At 71.0% G+C, this 15,009-nt stretch carries 11 protein-coding genes; 6 read left to right on the top strand and 5 right to left on the bottom strand.

Annotation, left to right across the window (positions count from 1 at the left end):
• The first annotated feature begins 112 nt into the window (after positions 1 to 112).
• The 4 genes from ABZ719_RS16720 to ABZ719_RS16705 all read left to right on the top strand — a co-directional run bounded on the left by ABZ719_RS16720 (position 113) and on the right by ABZ719_RS16705 (position 4,244).
• The gene (locus ABZ719_RS16720) at positions 113 to 1,378 is read left to right on the top strand and encodes a ParA family protein (protein WP_366725913.1); all 1,266 of its coding nucleotides are present in this window, start codon (positions 113 to 115) and stop codon (positions 1,376 to 1,378) included.
• Positions 1,375 to 2,640, top strand: a complete 1,266-nt coding sequence (locus tag ABZ719_RS16715) for a ParB/RepB/Spo0J family partition protein (protein WP_366725912.1) — start codon at positions 1,375 to 1,377, stop codon at positions 2,638 to 2,640. Before ABZ719_RS16720 ends, ABZ719_RS16715 begins: the two co-directional genes overlap by 4 nt.
• A gap of 843 nt (positions 2,641 to 3,483) precedes the next feature.
• Positions 3,484 to 3,936 (top strand): MarR family transcriptional regulator, encoded by a 453-nt coding sequence (locus tag ABZ719_RS16710; RefSeq protein WP_037863325.1) that lies wholly within the window; start codon positions 3,484 to 3,486, stop codon positions 3,934 to 3,936.
• Entirely contained in the window at positions 3,933 to 4,244 is a 312-nt protein-coding gene (locus tag ABZ719_RS16705) for a hypothetical protein (RefSeq protein ID WP_018569291.1), read from the top strand. The genes ABZ719_RS16710 and ABZ719_RS16705 overlap by 4 nt, the downstream gene beginning before the upstream one ends.
• A 398-nt stretch (positions 4,245 to 4,642) precedes the next feature.
• Here the strand turns inward: ABZ719_RS16705 and ABZ719_RS16700 are convergent, their stop codons facing one another.
• The 4 genes from ABZ719_RS16700 to ABZ719_RS16685 all read right to left on the bottom strand — a co-directional run bounded on the left by ABZ719_RS16700 (position 4,643) and on the right by ABZ719_RS16685 (position 11,252).
• Positions 4,643 to 4,843 (bottom strand): cold-shock protein, encoded by a 201-nt coding sequence (locus ABZ719_RS16700; protein WP_037863297.1) that lies wholly within the window; start codon positions 4,841 to 4,843, stop codon positions 4,643 to 4,645.
• Between the two features lie 166 nt (positions 4,844 to 5,009).
• Positions 5,010 to 5,960 carry an LAETG motif-containing sortase-dependent surface protein gene (locus tag ABZ719_RS16695; protein ID WP_366725911.1) on the bottom strand — a complete coding sequence of 317 codons (951 nt, stop codon included), beginning with the start codon at positions 5,958 to 5,960 and terminating at the stop codon, positions 5,010 to 5,012.
• Between the two features lie 214 nt (positions 5,961 to 6,174).
• Positions 6,175 to 7,185, bottom strand: coding sequence for a helix-turn-helix domain-containing protein (locus tag ABZ719_RS16690; RefSeq protein WP_366725910.1), 1,011 nt, complete (start codon positions 7,183 to 7,185; stop codon positions 6,175 to 6,177).
• A 155-nt stretch (positions 7,186 to 7,340) separates the two neighbouring features.
• Entirely contained in the window at positions 7,341 to 11,252 is a 3,912-nt protein-coding gene (locus tag ABZ719_RS16685; protein ID WP_366725978.1) for a S8 family serine peptidase, read from the bottom strand.
• A gap of 355 nt (positions 11,253 to 11,607) precedes the next feature.
• Between ABZ719_RS16685 and msrA the strand changes: the two genes are divergently transcribed.
• Entirely contained in the window at positions 11,608 to 12,120 is a 513-nt protein-coding gene (gene msrA / locus ABZ719_RS16680) for a peptide-methionine (S)-S-oxide reductase MsrA (RefSeq protein WP_366725909.1), read from the top strand.
• A 234-nt stretch (positions 12,121 to 12,354) separates the two neighbouring features.
• On the opposite strand, the gene ABZ719_RS16675 is transcribed toward msrA, so the two are convergent.
• The gene (locus ABZ719_RS16675) at positions 12,355 to 13,764 is read right to left on the bottom strand and encodes an FAD-binding protein (RefSeq protein ID WP_366725908.1); all 1,410 of its coding nucleotides are present in this window, start codon (positions 13,762 to 13,764) and stop codon (positions 12,355 to 12,357) included.
• A 245-nt stretch (positions 13,765 to 14,009) separates the two neighbouring features.
• Between ABZ719_RS16675 and ABZ719_RS16670 the strand changes: the two genes are divergently transcribed.
• On the top strand, positions 14,010 to 15,002 hold the full coding sequence (locus ABZ719_RS16670) for an NAD(P)-dependent oxidoreductase (RefSeq protein WP_366725907.1): 993 nt from the start codon (positions 14,010 to 14,012) through the stop codon (positions 15,000 to 15,002).
• Positions 15,003 to 15,009: the final 7 nt, after the last annotated feature.

The raw sequence follows: 15,009 nt of genomic DNA, 5'->3' as shown, positions 1-15,009 counted from the left end.
TTACGCCGTAATAGGTGGAAGGGACCCGGTTCAGAGACCTGACGCATCACCAAGTCGTACTAACTAACGTGTCGATGCTGCAGTTGATCAAGGGCGTTAGTAAGGTAGCGCCATGAGTACGCCAGCCACCTCGAACGACCGAGCGAAGGTCGTCTCCAAACTGCCGGGATGGCTCCGGCAGAACCTCAAGGTAAGAACCGCGCAGCTCGGTATCGAGATCCAGACCGCTGTCGAGCAGGGCATCGCCGTCTGGTGCGGCCTTGCCTCGGCGACCGCCTCGGTCGACACCGCCGGAGCCGAGTCCTTCTCCACCTTCCTTCCTCCCGGGCAGTGGGAGGAGTTCCGGGGCATCGCGGAGGACCGCCGCGTCTCCCTCATCCAGGGACTCGCCCAGTCCGTTCAGCTCTGGCTCGACACCAATCCGGCTCCCGATGTGCAGCGTCCGGACATCACCCGCCGCATCGTCGTCTGCAACCAGAAGGGCGGGGTGGGCAAGACGGCCATCACCGCCGGTGTGGGTGAGGCCCTGTCAGAGGACTCCAACCGCCTGTATCCGGTACGGGTCGCCAAGGCCCTGTCCACCGCTCTCCGGGCCGGCGACGAGGACGGGGGCCCGGGCGACAGTGCGGGCGACCCGCTCGACATCGAGAAGCTCCCCGGCCGCGGCCTCCGTGTCCTGCTGGTGGACTTCGACCCCCAGTGCCACCTCACCAACCAACTGGGGGCAGCGCCCCTGCCGATGAACGGTGACAGCCTCACCAACCACATGGCCGGGGATCCCAAGGGCGAGCTGCGGGACCTGATCGTCTCCATCGACGAGGACCACTTCGGTGGCCGGCTGCACCTGCTGCCCGCCTGCCACGACGCCTTCCTGCTGGACGTCAGGCTCTCCGCCGTGCGCGCCCGCGAGGCCGCCCTCGAGCGTGCGCTCACTCCGCTGGAAGCCGATTACGACGTGATCCTCGTCGACTGCCCGCCGAGCCTCGGGCTCAGCATGGACGCGGCGGCCTACTACGGGCGCCGCCGCGACGGCGAGCGTCCGGGCCAGTCCGGTGCCCTCATCGTCGTCCAGGCGGAGGACAGTTCCGCCGACGCCTACGACCTGCTGACCAACCAGATCGAGGACCTCCGCAACGACCTCGGTCTCGACATCGACTACCTGGGGATCGTCGTCAACCTCTACGACGGCCGCCGTGGCTACATCGCCACCTCCTCCCTCCAGGGCTGGATCGACATAAAGGATCCGCGGGTCGTCGGTCTCATCAGCGACCTGAAGGAACAGAAGGAAGCAGTGCGCATGAAGCAGCCCCTGCTCAGTTACGCCCCGTCTTCGCAGCAGGCCATCGGCATGCGGGCCCTGGCCCGGGAGATCTCATGAGCAAGGCCGATCAGCTCGGAGCGGGGCGCTTCGGAGGAAGTGCCCGGCCGGTCAGCGCCCGACGTGCCGCGATCGGTGCCGCCACCGGCGTCCCCACGGAAGGGGTCGCCCCGCCCACCCGCCTGCCCGTCGCCCGCATCAGCCCCAACCCCGAGAACCCCCGCACCACCCTCGGTGATCTGACCGAACTCGCGGGCAGTCTCAGGGAGCACGGTCAGAAGCAGGCCATCACGGTCATGAACCGCGATGCCTACCTGAAGGCGAACCCGGACCGCGAGAAGGACCTGGACCCCGACACGACGCATGTCGTCGTCGACGGCAGCAGCCGCCTCGCCGCGGCGCGGGAGGCCGGCCTCACCCATCTCCATGTGATGGTCGACGACGAGCAGGGGAGCGACGGTGACGCCATCCTGGAATCCGCACTCGTCGCCAACATCCACCGCAACGACCTGGATCCCCTCGACGAGGCCCGCGCCCTGCAACGGCTCCTCGTCATCCACGGTTCGCAGGTCAAGCTCGCCAAGCGGCTGCGCAAGTCCCAGGGCTGGGTGTCACAGCGCCTCGCCCTGCTGAACCTGTCCCCGCAGCTTCAGGCGGCGGTCGGCTCGGAGCCCGTCGAACTGCTCCGAGCCGTGGCCAAGGAACCTCAGGAGCGGCAGGAGGCCGCCCTGGAGGAGCTGAAGGCGGAGCGGCTCCGCAAGGAAGCGGACCGCAAGACGGCAGCAGCCGCAGCGATGGCCTCGCCGCCCCCTGTGGCCCCCGCCGCTGCCGCTGCCGGGGAGACGGACGAGGAGCCGGAGCGGTACGAGGCTGAGGAGCCGGAGGACTTCGACGAGCAGGATGAGGTCGGAGCGGCTGCACCGGTCACGGCGACTGACCGGCTGGGCCTTGGGCCGGGAGAGCCGGAACCGGCCGAGGAGGAGCTAGCGGAATTCCTCGATCAGGACGGGCGAGCCGAGTCCGTAGAGCGGAACCAGTCGGTGAACTCCAGGGCACCCCGGGAGTCCACCGCACCGGCGGCCGTCCGGTCCACGCCCGCTCCCGAGACCGTCCCTGAGCCCCGGTCGAACCGCGCACCCGTCGCCGATCAGGACCTCGCCGACGCGGGCGGCTCCGCGGGCCGCCGACTGCCTTACGACAACGGCGCCTTCCTCGCCATGCACCTCATCCGCAAGATGAGCGTCACGGAGTTCGACCGGATGCTGGTCATCCTGAACAAGCATCAGCAGGAACGGCTGGAGTCTCCCAGCAGCACCCGCTGACAACCCACACCGTCACCACCGGCCGTCCCCCTATTACGCCGTAATAGGGGGACGGCCTTATTACGGCGTAATAGAGGAGGGGAGGGGCGGGGAGGCCACAGCTCTCAGTGAGTGACTCTCGGGCGAGGACGGGGAGGGGCTCACGGGAAGGGGCTCTCCTCGAAGCGCCCACAGGGCCTGACGTCACCGGGGCCTGGGTACGTCGTCCGGTGCGGGACCGTCAGGGCGAGTTCTTCCCAAGGCGTGGCTGAGCCGGGTGGGGGTCGCCGGAGGCATACGCGCGCCTGAGTCGTCGGCCGCGAGCGCGTAGTGGCTGACTTTCCGTGGTACAGGAACAGTGGGGTCCGCGTCAGTGTCGGAGAGGGCAGGCAGGCGGAGGGCCCACGGCGGGTTGGACGAAGTAAGAGAGCGCACTCTGACCAAACCGCCTCTGACCTGCGCACATGCCCGACCGAACCAAGATCGGCGGAACTGGCAGGCAGTTCCGCCGATCGCCATGGGCGGCTGACGGAACCGGGCACCCGGTTCCCTCGGACTGATCACCAAGATTCCATGATCTGTGACCGCTGTCCGTCGATCTGTCACTCGGTTCCCAGGAACCGCCAGTACGTCTGAGGAAACTGGGCACCGCTGTTCCAGAACAGCGGCAGATTGACGTCACGTACATGTCTCGGTCGGGCGAGAGCCATGGGGTGGACCGGCGATGCCCTGTGTGGAGGACAAGCGACACGGTCGACGAGCGGAGTTGATTGACTCCTTGCTCATGTACGTTAGGTTCATATGGTCGGCCTGCGGGTCGCCCTGGATGAACAGCGCATCAATGCCCCACGCATGGAGGGCCTGTTGGGAGCAGTACGCAGACTGGTCGACGCCGACACCGGCGAGCCGGTCCCTTATGCGCCTTATGCCTTCTCCGGCAGGCATACGCAAGTGGACAAGGCGCGGGTGGAGGCCATCACCGAGTCAAAGGCCTTCACGCCCAGTCAGAAGTTCCTGGTTCTGTGGTGGATCGGGGTGTCACCCGAGGGTATGGAACCACTGAGGGCCACGGGAGCGGACATCGCCAAGCGGGTGGGGATGTCGACGGACGCGGTCGGGAAGATCAACAGAAAGCTGGCCAAGCATCGGGTTCTGATCGTCCGAGGACGCATCGGCAACTACAACTTCTACCGCATCAGCCCGTACATTGCCTTCCATGGAACAGGGCTGGAGCAGCGTGAAGCGGTGAGGACGTGCAATCCGCCGGACATCCCGGGCTTCGACGAGAACACTCCAGCACGGTGGGAGGCAAAGTGACCAGTGACGACAAGCAGCAGAACCTCAAGCTGCTTGAGGCAACGGCCGGCATGACCGCCAACCAGCGTCTCGTCGTCATGCTGTACGCCCTGCACCCGACGGACCGCTCCGGTGCCGTACTGGAGACCGCGGCGCAGCTGGCCCAGCTGGTGGGGATGGCGCCGCCCGTGTTCTCGCGGACGCGGAAGCAGGTGATCGGTCTGGGGTGGCTGGAGGAGACCGAGAAGATCGGTCACATCAAGTACTACCGGATCGTTCCGGGCCGGCTGGGGGAGCGGGTCGTCGTTCCGCTCCGCCGCGCGACCTGATCCTGAGCCTGCGCCTGATCCTCATCCGCACGGCCGGAGAACGGACCGGCCGGGAAGAGGCCGACCCCGCGGGGGAAGCGGGCCGTCCGGCGAGCCCGTCCGGCCCGGCCCTCCGGGCAAGCAGGCCGTCCAGGGGCAGGCCGCCCCTCCGAAAAATCACACCGTCTGGCAAGCACGTCGGGCAAGCAGGCTGACAGGCAAGCGGACCGTCCCGGAAACGGCATCACGCCGGAAACAGAAGGCGTCCTGCGGATCGTCCCTCATTGACGTGACGTACATGAGGTGCGATCCGCAGGACGCCTTTCCTGCTGTCTGGTCAATGTCCCGCAGCTTGTTCGATCTGTTCGATTCTTCGCTCAGAACGATTCTGCGGGACAGAGCCCGGTGCGCGCGAACGGTCAGCCGCGGACGATGTTCTCTGCCTGCGGGCCCTTCTGGCCCTGGGTGACGTCAAAAGTGACGTGCTCGCCCTCGACCAGCTCGCGGTAGCCGTTGCCCGCGATGTTGGAGTAGTGCGCGAAGACGTCAGGTCCACCGTCCTGGGCGATGAAGCCGAAGCCCTTTTCGGAGTTGAACCACTTCACGGTGCCGCTTGCCATGTACTTTCCTTCGTCTAAGCCGAGACCCAGCCAACCTTGCCTGTGGCGGGCCCGCTCGGGCGGGAACGTTTCGGCCGCAGCCCGGTTCCGCCTTTGCCGTTCACCATGGTAAGTCGGAACCACGATTCACACGAGACTTCGCCTGGCTGCGGAAACGTGTGTCTCGTCAGTCCTTCTGAGCTGTCCGCCGCCGCCGTGCGACCACGAAGGCACCGGCGCCCACCGCCACCAGAGCCGCCGCTCCCACCGTGAGCGGCACGGTGTTGCTGCTGCCCGTCTCGGCGAGGGGCGTGGATGAGTCACCCGGCCGGCTCGGCCGGGCGGTGACCGGTACGGCCGCGGCCGGGGACGTGGTCGAGGAGGCGGGCGGGGTGGACGGCGCCGAGGCCGAGGGGTTGGGGGTGCCCGGAGCCGAGGGCTGGGACGCGGTGGGGGTCGGAGTCGCGGGCGGGGCCGTCTCGGCCGGCGGCGTCGACTCGGCGGGCGGGGTCGAGGTCGAGGGGGAGGGGGCGGTGGGCGGCGTGGAGGGAGTCTCCGGGACCTGGCACACCTTGCTCCCGCCCTGCCAGGCGGCGATGAGGTTGCCGGTGAACACCGGGTGGTCGGGGCCCTCCGGCAGATCCGCGGTCTTTCCGTCGTGCTTGACGTCGCCGCGGTAGAGGTCGATCTGGGTGAAGCAGTCCTTGCCGGGCGCCGTGATGGCCAGCTGAGCGGTCGCCCCGTGCGAGACCTTGACGGTGTCGAAGTCGAGGAACTCCTGCTTGCCGGAGGTCTGCCAGGTCGGACCGTGGGTCAGGTAGGCGGCGAGGGAGACCGTGCAGTCGTCCCACTTGCCCGCCCGGACGCCGATGTGCAGCTTGCCGTCGACGCCGGAGGCGAGGCTGAGCGTGCGCGCCTCGCTGCTCGGCAGCCAGTCGTGGCCGTTCACGGAGAACTGGCAGGGGGAGTCCACCCGGCTGCCGGCCGCGTTCGGGTTGGGGTGAAAAGCGCCCTGCTGAGTGACGGAGGACTGCGGGCTCGCCGCGTACGCGCTGAAGGTGCTGCCGGCGGAGACGATGAGCACGGCCGCGGTCGTGCTCAGCACTGACCCCAGCGCGAAATGGCGGGCTCTTGACATGGGAGGTTTCCATTTCTGGTGGCAACTCACACCCGGGAATCGGTGACGTGGATCCAGGTGTGAGTTGTGGTGGCCTGGTCGTGTGGGGGCGGCCGATCGTGGCCACAACACACGTTTCACCACATGGATGTCAAGTCCGTACGGTCGGTGCTCCTTTGGGCGGACTCTTTCCGCTGCTCAGAGGCTGGGCGGACCGTCCGGGGAGATATGTGTTTTACAGCCACTGGCGCCGTGCGGCCTGCCAGGCGAGCTGCATCCGCGTCTCCGCACCGGCACGTTCCATCAGGCCCTGGATGCGGCGCTGGACGGTTCTGCGGCTCAGCCCCAGGTGCGAGGCGATCGCCTTGTCGGCCACTCCCGCGACGAGCAGGGACAGCAGCTTGCTGTCGGTCGGCGACAGCCGGGCGCGGGTGTCCGCGTCCTCGGCGCCCGGGACGGGCGAGGAGTCGTCGGTGTCCGTCAGGTGCAGGGGGACCGCGTTCTCCCAGTAGCTTTCGAACAGGGCGACGAGGGCGCTGAGCAGATTGCTGTCACGCACCAGTGCGGTGGTCGGCTCGTCGGGACTGCCGTGGGGGCCGCCGGGGACGAGAGGGAAGAGAGCGACCGAACGGTCGGCGATGGCCAGGCGCAGCGGGAGAGTGGGGAAGGAGCGTGCTTCCTCACCCGCCCGCATCCCCATGGCAACGTTGTCCACGGCGCCCTCGTCGTCGAAGAAGGCCTGCTCGTACAGGACGCGGTAGCGCACGCCCCGGGCCAGGGCCTCGTACTCCTCCGCGTTGCTGCCGGACGGCATGGCCACGTACTGGGCCTTGCAGAACCAGAGCATCTCCGTGCGCGTGTTGGTCTGGATCTGTCTCAGGTGCTGGCGCAGCGCCTCGGCGCCGGTGATGACTTCGAGCAGTTGCCCGGCGTCGTGGCGGCGTACGGTGTCACGGTGTGTCTCGATCAGGCGGGCGGCCTCCGTCCGGGCGAGGTCGAGGGCCTCCGCGTTCTTCTTGATGCGCGGGAGCAGCGCCACGTCCGGCGGTACGGCCCGGTACAGCCGGGGGGAGCCGTCGGTGGGGACGGCCAGCCCTGACTCGACCAGCGTGTCGAGGATCCGCGCGCTCTCGGTGTGCGGCAGCGCGGTGCGCCGGGCGATGTCGTCGACCGTGGCCCGGCCGGACATGACGAGCAGGCGGTAGACGGATTCCTGCACTTGTGAGACTCCAGCGGCTTCCAGCATCCCGCACGTCCTCCCCGCTTGCCGTGGGCGCTGGTTGAAGACTGTAAGGCAAGGGGGGAGCGGGATGATCGTCGTGAAGAGGGGCGAACGGGGACGGAAGGGCGAGCGGCCGGATCACCGCTCGCCCTTCCGTTCACCGGACTGTGCCTGAACGCCTACCGGTGCTCGGCCCAGGCGCGTCGGACGGTCTGCTGGACGCGGTTGCCCGAGGCGTCCTCGGCCGTGACGCGGAGGGTGACGTACGAGGTGCCGTGGCCCCCGGCCGGGGCGACGCCGGCCCGGAAGGTGTTGCCGGTGCGGTGGCCGGGACGGGCCGTGCGCCAGGTGTGTCCGTCGTCGTTCGAGGTCTCGACCCGGACGGTGACACCGCGCGGGGCGGGGGCACCGTCCGGGGCGCGGACGGTGACACCGACGTCGTACGGCCCCGGGCCCGTGACCGTGTTCCGCGCGTCGACCGGGACGTCGTAGTCGAGTTGCAGCAGGGAGAGCGGGACGGCCTGCTCGGTGTGGCGCGAGCGGAACGACCACGAGGTGCTGGTGGCGGTGGCGTAGCGCCAGGCGGAGGAGGTGCGCGAGGTGGTCATGTCCAGGCGGTAGTCGGCCCGGTCGGCGGGGACTTCGGCGTCCACCCAGGCGGTGCCCAGGTCGGCGTACTTCTTCCCGTTCCGGTACAGCACCGCCGTGGCGGTGTCACCCGCCGCTGCCTGCCGGGTGCCGGAGAGGCCGCCGATGTCTCCGCCGCCGTCCACCAGCCGCGACCAGTGACCGGGCTGGGAGTCCGTGAACTCGGGGATCCACAGGTGCAGTACGTCGCCGGTGCGGACCGTCGGAGTCGTGGTGCCGGCCGGGATCGAGGGGCGGACCACGGCGCCCTGCCAGGTCTCCGTGGACCGGGTGCCCGCCCGGTAGGTGCGCGGATCGTCCCGCAGGCCCACCGCAAGCGTCTGGTCCGGGTCGAAGGCGGTGGTGTGGTGCACCAGGTGCTGCCAGACGGTGTCACCGGCGCTGACGTACTCGGTGCGGGTGAAGCCGGTGGGCACGTAGCGGTTGTACTGGTTCCAGGCCGTCCGCTGGTACGGGCGCCGGGCGAAGCGCTGTTCGGAGATCCAGCCGGTGCCGCCGGTGTCCGCGTAGGTGGTGCGGACGGCCGCGCTGGTGCGGTCGGAGACGGTGTGCACGACGTGGCGCGGGATGCCCTGCTCGCTGACCTGCACGACGTCGTACAGGTACGGGCTGCGGGCGGTGCCGTGGAAGGTCATCCGTTCGGTGTGCCGGTGGATGAGCCCCAGCAGCCGGGCCCCGGCGGTGGCGCCGATGCGGACGGTGGGCACGGCCCAGCGGTCGCCGTCCGGCCGCCAGCGGGTCCAGGCGATGTCCGAGGAGTCGACCAGGAGGACGGCCTTGGCGCCCGCCGCCGCGGCCTGCGCGATGACGGTGGGTTCACTCGCGCCCGTGGTGTTGGTGAGGACGGCGATCCGGCCCCGGGCCCGGCCGAACGCGGGGGCCGCCGCGTCCCCGGCGTCCACCGCGGTCAGGGCGGCGCCGCGCTCGTCGAACAGCGGGGAGGCGGGCATGTAGTAGGCGTCCAGCGTGCCGGGCATCCCGGCGGCGCGTGCCTCCAGGAGCGGGGCGACGAGCTGCCAGCGCGAGGAGAACTCGAACGTGCCGTCCTGGACCGGGGGAGCGGGGCTGACGTAGACGCGCTTGGCGATGTCGAAGTACATCGTGCCCTGGGTGAGGCTGCGGCCGTCGATCTCGCGGTACGTCTGGAAGCTGATCGCGCCGCGCTGCTCGGCGGGCCTGGGGGTGCGGATCCGCACGGGCGTGGTCGCGCGGGCGTCCACGGTGACGGTGGTGTCCTTGGTGACCTTCACCTCGGGGAGCACCACCGCGCGCATCTCCTCGCCGTCGCGCGCGCGGACCGTGAAGGTCTCACTGACCTGGTACGTGCCTTCCTCCACCTCGGTGACGGCGTGCTCGAAGTCGGTGTACGGGACGAAGCCGCCGGGGCCCCAGATGACCGGCTGGAGGGGGACGCGGTCGCCCTTCTCGTCGTACGACACCACCGTGAGCCGGTGCACGGGGCCGTGCACGGCGAGGTCGAGGGTGGTGTGGACGGCGGGGGCGGAGGCGCCGGCCGCGGTGGCGGTGACGTAGCCGTAGTACGTGCCCCGGGGGACCTGCGCGGGGCGCACGGTCAGGGGGACGTCGGCGGTGGCGTGCGCGGGCACGCGTACCGAGGACGCCAGACCGAGCGCGGGGGGCGGTACGGCCCGGCCGTGGACGTCGGTCAGGTGCGCGGCGAGGGTGAGGGTGACGTCCGTACCGGAGCTGTTGGTGTAGTGCAGGGTGGTGGTGCGCGGGCCGTCCCCGGGCTGGAAGGAGCCGAGGCTGAGACCGCCCGTGGCGGTGACGGCTCCCAGGGCCGCCGCGGCGGCGTCGATGCGTCCGCCGCCCTGTTCGGTGGTCTTCTGCCCCTCGATGGTGCGGGCGGTGCTGACCAGGGCGTCCTTGATCTGTGTGCCGGTCCAGCCGGGGTGCCGCTGGGCGACGAGGGCGGCGGCACCGGCCACGTGCGGGGTGGCCATCGAGGTACCGGAGGCGGCCGTGTAGTACCGGTCCACCGGGTCGCCCATGGTGGTGCCCGACGCGCGGGCCGCCACGATGCCGACGCCGGGCGCGGTCACGTCCGGTTTGACGGCGCCGTCACCGGCCCGGGGGCCGCGGCTGGAGAAGCCGGCCAGCGAGTCGTCGCGGTCCACGGCGCCGACGGTGAGGGCGGCGTCGGCGGCGCCGGGGGAGCCCACGGTGATCTCGCCGTTCTGGCCGCTGTTGCCCGCAGCGGCCACGAACAACGTGCCGGTGGTGCGGCTCAGTTCGTTCAGCGCCAGGCTCATCGCGTCCGTGCCGTCACTGGCCTCGTCCGATCCGAGGCTCATGTTGACGACCTTGGCGCCCTGCGCGGCGGCCCACTCCATGCCGGCGATCACCTGGGACTCGGTGCCGAACCCGTCGTCCCCGAGGACCTTGCCGATGAGCAGGTCGGCCGCGGGCGCGACGCCCTTGCGGGTGCCGCCGGAGGCCGCGCCGCTCCCGCCGACGATCGAGGCGACGTGTGTACCGTGCCCGAAGACGTCGCCGGTGCCCGAACTGCCGGAGAAGTCCTCGGCCTTGGTGATCCGACCGGCCAGGTCGGGGTGGGACCGGTCCGCGCCGGTGTCGAGCACGGCCACCTTCACGCCGTCGCCGCGGTCGCCCTTCTGCCAGACGGCCGGCGCGTTGATCTGGGCGGTGCTGCGGTCGAGTACGGCGTGCACCCGGCCGTCCAGCCACACGCGGGGGACGGCGGTGAGCGCGGAGGAGGTCCTCGACGTCCCGCCCGCCGGGGCCAGTTGCTCCCAGAAGCGGCCCAGGTCGCTCTGGGCGACGCGCAGGGCGCGGGCGTGGATGCTGGCGAGGGTGCGGGTGCGGGTGGGGGCAGGCGGCGGGGAGTCCGTGGAGCCCTCGGAGCCCGCGGACTTCCCGGTGTCCGCCGGCTCCGACGTCCCCGGCTTCGACGTTCCCGGCTCCGACGTTCCCGGCTTCGCCGCCTTCGCTGATTTCTCGGCGAAGGCGGCGAGTCTGCGTTCGGCCGGTGCCGCCGCGCCGCCGGAGGCGCTGACCAGGAGGGGGAGGGCGGAGGTGTGTGCGGTGTCGTACTTCTGCGCGAGGAGGGCGGTGACGTCGAACAGGGACCTGTCCAGCCGTCCCGCCATGACGAGGGGCTGGGCGTCGGACGGCAACACCGAGATGTGACCGTCCTGTTCGAACGTCTGGAAGACGATGCCCTCGCGCCCGGGGCCCGGCCGCACGGTGGCGTTCTGGTGGCCGTCCGGTCCTCTCGCCACGGTGACGGTGTCACCCGTGACCAGGCGGACCGTGGCCGCGCTGTTCGCGGACGCGGCTTCCGGGTGCGCCCGTGGTGCGGCCGCCGGCCGCGGGCCGGGCGCGGCCGTCACCGGCGTCACGGCGCCTGCGGCCAGGGCGAAGCCCGCGGCGGTCGCCGCCATCAGGCGGATCTGTCTCATCAGTGCCATGCCTTCCCTCGTGGGCGGAGCGGAGTTCACGCGCTGGACAGAATCCGATGGCTGTGAGGCGGCTGTCACCGGCCTGCCCTGGCACAGGTGGGACATGTCGCAACGGCGACAGCGGGGCCGTGCCGGGGAGCCGCTAAGTCACCACCTTGACTGGTGACGCCATCGTCTGACATGATGTCGTCACCATTTGAAGAGGTGATGTTGAGTGGAAGGGGATCTCGGGAGGGAGGTCCGACGCCCACACCCCGCCCACGTCACCGCACCGATCCGTCGGCGGTGTGAGCGGACGGGGGCCATGTGCGAGGCTGTTCGACAAGAAGAGATGCGGAAAGAAAGGCGAGATGTCATGACAGACGTCGAGGAGAGGGCCCTGCTGGCCGGAGGCTGCTTCTGGGGCATGCAGGAGCTGATCCGGAACCTCCCGGGCGTGCTCGGCACACGTGTCGGATACAGCGGGGGCGAGCTGGCGAACCCGACCTACCGCCGCCACGACGGCCACGCTGAGTCGATCGAGATCACCTTCGATCCGGCCGCGACCGACTACCGCACGCTCCTGGAGTTCTTCTTCCAGATCCACGACCCGACCACAAAGAACCGCCAGGGCAACGACATCGGCGACAGCTACCGCTCCGCCATCTTCTACCTGGACGACGAGCAGCGGCGGATCGCCGAGGACACCATCGCCGACGTGAACGCGTCGGGGCTGTGGCCCGGACCGGTGGTGACCGAGGTCGTGCCCGCAGGCCCCTTCTGGGAGGCCGAGCCGGAGCACCAGGACTACCTCCAGCGCTACCCGGACGGCTACACCTGCCACTTCCCGCGGCCCAACTGGCGGCTGCCGCGGCGCGCGGAGGGCTGAGCGGCCCGAGCAGGCGCGGGCCCTGGTGCCGGAGCCGGCTCGGATCCTGCAGCTGGAGCCGGCGCAGCTCTTGGTGCCGAGTCGCAGCCGGTGCGGCCCGGAGCGAGGTGAACCCGGCTCGGGCACGGCCCGCGCCCCGGCCGGGAGCCGCCTCGCGGCCGGCGGGCCCCCGGCTCAGAGCCGCGAGCGGAAGTGGGCGAGCCGCCGGCCGGGGCCCACTTCCGCTCGCAGGTCTTACGCGGGCCGGACGTTGTGGTTGAGGCGGAACATGTTCCCCGGGTCGTAGCGGCGTTTGACCGCCGCCAGCCGGTCGCAGCGCCGTCCGCCGAACAGCCTGCGCATGTCCGTCTCCTCGCGGGCCGCGTGGGGGGACAGGAAGTTCATGATGCTCCGGTCGTCCCCCCAAGCGGCCATCCCCTGGGCGTACGCGGCGAGATGCCCGGTCATCCGTCCAGCCCCGGACGGCCCGGCCACGCCCACGGCGAACGTCACGAACGGAATGCCCCGTGACGGCACCGAGTTGGGGACCGGCGGCTCCCGGTCCAGAGCGCCGCCCAGGGCGCGTATCTCCACGGTGCTGAGCGGGCAGCCGGAGTCCGGGCCGGTGAGTTCCGCGTACGCGGCGAGGGTGTCGGAGGTCAGCTCCCGCAGTCCCACGGTGGTCTCCGTCATGTACGCGGCCCGCACGGGATCCACATGTATGTCGCCCACCTCCTCGTACGGCCGCTCCGCGAGGGTGTCCCGCAGGAGCGGCGCCGCGGCCCGCAGCAGGGCGGCCAGGTGCTCGCCCTCGGCGGCCGGTCCGAGATGCCCGACGCGCACGTGCAGGACGAACGCGCCGCGCAGCGCGGGCGGCAGGTCGGGCAGCGGGGGCAGGCGCTGCACGGCGACGGAGGTCGTGGTGCGCTCGTCCAGCCCTGCGAGCCCGCTCCGCCACACATCCAGCACGTCGGCCATGTCCTCGCCGCGGAACCAGAGGCCGCCGCCGAAGAAGCGGCGCACGGGGAAGACACCGAACTCCATGCGGGTCACCACGCCGAAGTTGCCCTTGCAGCCCAGCAGCGCCCAGAAGAGGTCCGGTTCGCCTTCCGGCGTGACCTCCCGGACGGTGCCGTCCGCCGTGACGACCTCCATCCGGCGCACGTGGTCGGCGGCGTACCCGTACCTGCGGCTCAGCAGCGGGCCGATCCCGCCGCCCAGGGTGTAGCCGATCACCCCGACGCCCGGGGCCGAACCGCAGGCGGGCGCGAGCCCGTGGCGGCCCGTCTCGGGCAGGACGTGGTCCCAGCGGGCGCCGGGGCCCACGGTGACGGTGCGGCGCCCGGCGTCCACGACGACGTCGGGCATGCGGCGCAGGGTGATCAGCAGCCAGTCGCCGGTCTCCGGGAGGACCGTCTGGTGCCCGGCGTTGCGCACCGCGACGGGCATGCCGTGCCGCGCCGCGAACCGTACGGCGGCGACCACGTCCTCGGTGCGCGTCGCGCAGACGACGACCGACGGCCGGGACACGTGCAGCAGGCTGTGGCCGGTGCACTCGGTCGCGTAGGCCGCGTCGTCGGGTGTGAGCACCGGGCCCGCGACGGCGGCCCGCAGGGCGGAGAGGCCGGCGGCGGGGGTTCGCCGTCCGGGCGCTGTTCGGTTCACGTCGTTTCCTCGTGGGCGATGTCCTCGTGGGTGAGTGCACCCACGTTCCCCCCGGTGGGTAGACGCGGCGGCCCGGCGGCGGGGTTCACGCGGGGTCCGACAAGTGATGTGCCGTACCTCACGTGAACTTTCGGCCGACTTGCACACGTTGGCGAAATGAGTACATGCACACGTGTTCTCACGGACGTGACCGGAGGGTTCCGCGCCCGTGCGGCGCGGCGGGACGCGGAAGAGGCTGAGGCACGATGAACGACGGCAAGACGGTGTGGCTCCCGTACCGACCGGAACGGGTTCCCCGCCTGCCGGACGGGCTCTCCTACCGCTACTGGGACGGTTCCGCCTCGCTGCCCGGCGACCCGCGTGAGGTGAGCTTCCTGGTCGGACCCCCCGCGACCGGGTCGGAACGCGTCTTCGCCCGTCTGCTGCCGCGGGCGGTCAACGTCGAGGTGGTCCAGCTCCTCAGCTCCGGGTATGACCACATGGTGCCGCTGCTCGACCTGCTGCCGGCCGGGGCCCGGCTGGCGACCGCCCGCGGAGTGCAGGGCGAGCCCACCGCGGAACTGGCCGTCACCCTGCTGCTGGCCCTCGCCCGCGGCCTCGGCCACTACACGCGCCGGCCGGCGGCCGGGGAACGGCACCCGGTCACCGGCACCACTCTGGTCGGCAAGCGGGTCCTGGTGGTCGGCTACGGCGCCGTGGGCGCGGCCGTGGCGGCACGGCTCGGCGCGTTCGGCTGCGAGGTCGTCCTGGTGGCCAGGACGGCGCGTACGACCCCCGCGGGCCGCGTGCACGGCGCGGCACAACTGCCCGCGCTGCTGCCCACGGCAGACGCCGTGGTGCTGTGCGCCCCGCTGACCGAGGCCACGCGCGGCATGTTCGGCGCGGCACAGCTGGCGCTGCTGAAGGACGGCGCCCTGCTGGTGAACGTCGCCCGCGGGGAACTGCTGGACACCGCCGCCGCGGTCCGCGAGGTGCGCGGCGGCCGGCTGCGGCTCGCCCTGGACGTGACCGATCCCGAGCCGCTGCCCGAGGGCCATCCCCTGTGGGACCTGCCCGGCGTCCTGATCACTCCGCACGTGGCGGCCTTCACCGACGCGTTCCCACAACTCAGCGTGGACTTCCTGCGGCGGCAGCTGCACCGGTTCGCGCGCGGCGCGGAACTGGACAACGTCGTCCACACGGCGGCGTGGGCACCCGAGCACGAGCGCGCGCACGAGGCCGGTGAGCGGGTTGCCTGAGCGGGGG

The organism is Streptomyces sp. NPDC006743 (assembly GCF_040703815.1).
Lineage (GTDB): Bacteria > Actinomycetota > Actinomycetes > Streptomycetales > Streptomycetaceae > Streptomyces.
The sequence above is the reverse complement of the archived record's forward strand: the minus strand, read 5'-3'. Positions and strand labels throughout refer to the sequence as shown.

What these genes read in the sequence shown, in the direction of transcription:
- ABZ719_RS16670 (WP_366725907.1), top strand. Translation starts at nt 14,010, where the DNA reads ATGAACGACGGCAAGACGGTGTGGCTCCCGTACCGACCGGAACGGGTT.
- ABZ719_RS16700 (WP_037863297.1), bottom strand. Translation starts at nt 4,843, where the DNA reads ATGGCAAGCGGCACCGTGAAGTGGTTCAACTCCGAAAAGGGCTTCGGC.
- ABZ719_RS16695 (WP_366725911.1), bottom strand. Translation starts at nt 5,960, where the DNA reads ATGTCAAGAGCCCGCCATTTCGCGCTGGGGTCAGTGCTGAGCACGACC.
- ABZ719_RS16685 (WP_366725978.1), bottom strand. Translation starts at nt 11,252, where the DNA reads ATGAGACAGATCCGCCTGATGGCGGCGACCGCCGCGGGCTTCGCCCTG.
- msrA (WP_366725909.1), top strand. Translation starts at nt 11,608, where the DNA reads ATGACAGACGTCGAGGAGAGGGCCCTGCTGGCCGGAGGCTGCTTCTGG.
- ABZ719_RS16715 (WP_366725912.1), top strand. Translation starts at nt 1,375, where the DNA reads ATGAGCAAGGCCGATCAGCTCGGAGCGGGGCGCTTCGGAGGAAGTGCC.
- ABZ719_RS16720 (WP_366725913.1), top strand. Translation starts at nt 113, where the DNA reads ATGAGTACGCCAGCCACCTCGAACGACCGAGCGAAGGTCGTCTCCAAA.
- ABZ719_RS16690 (WP_366725910.1), bottom strand. Translation starts at nt 7,185, where the DNA reads ATGCTGGAAGCCGCTGGAGTCTCACAAGTGCAGGAATCCGTCTACCGC.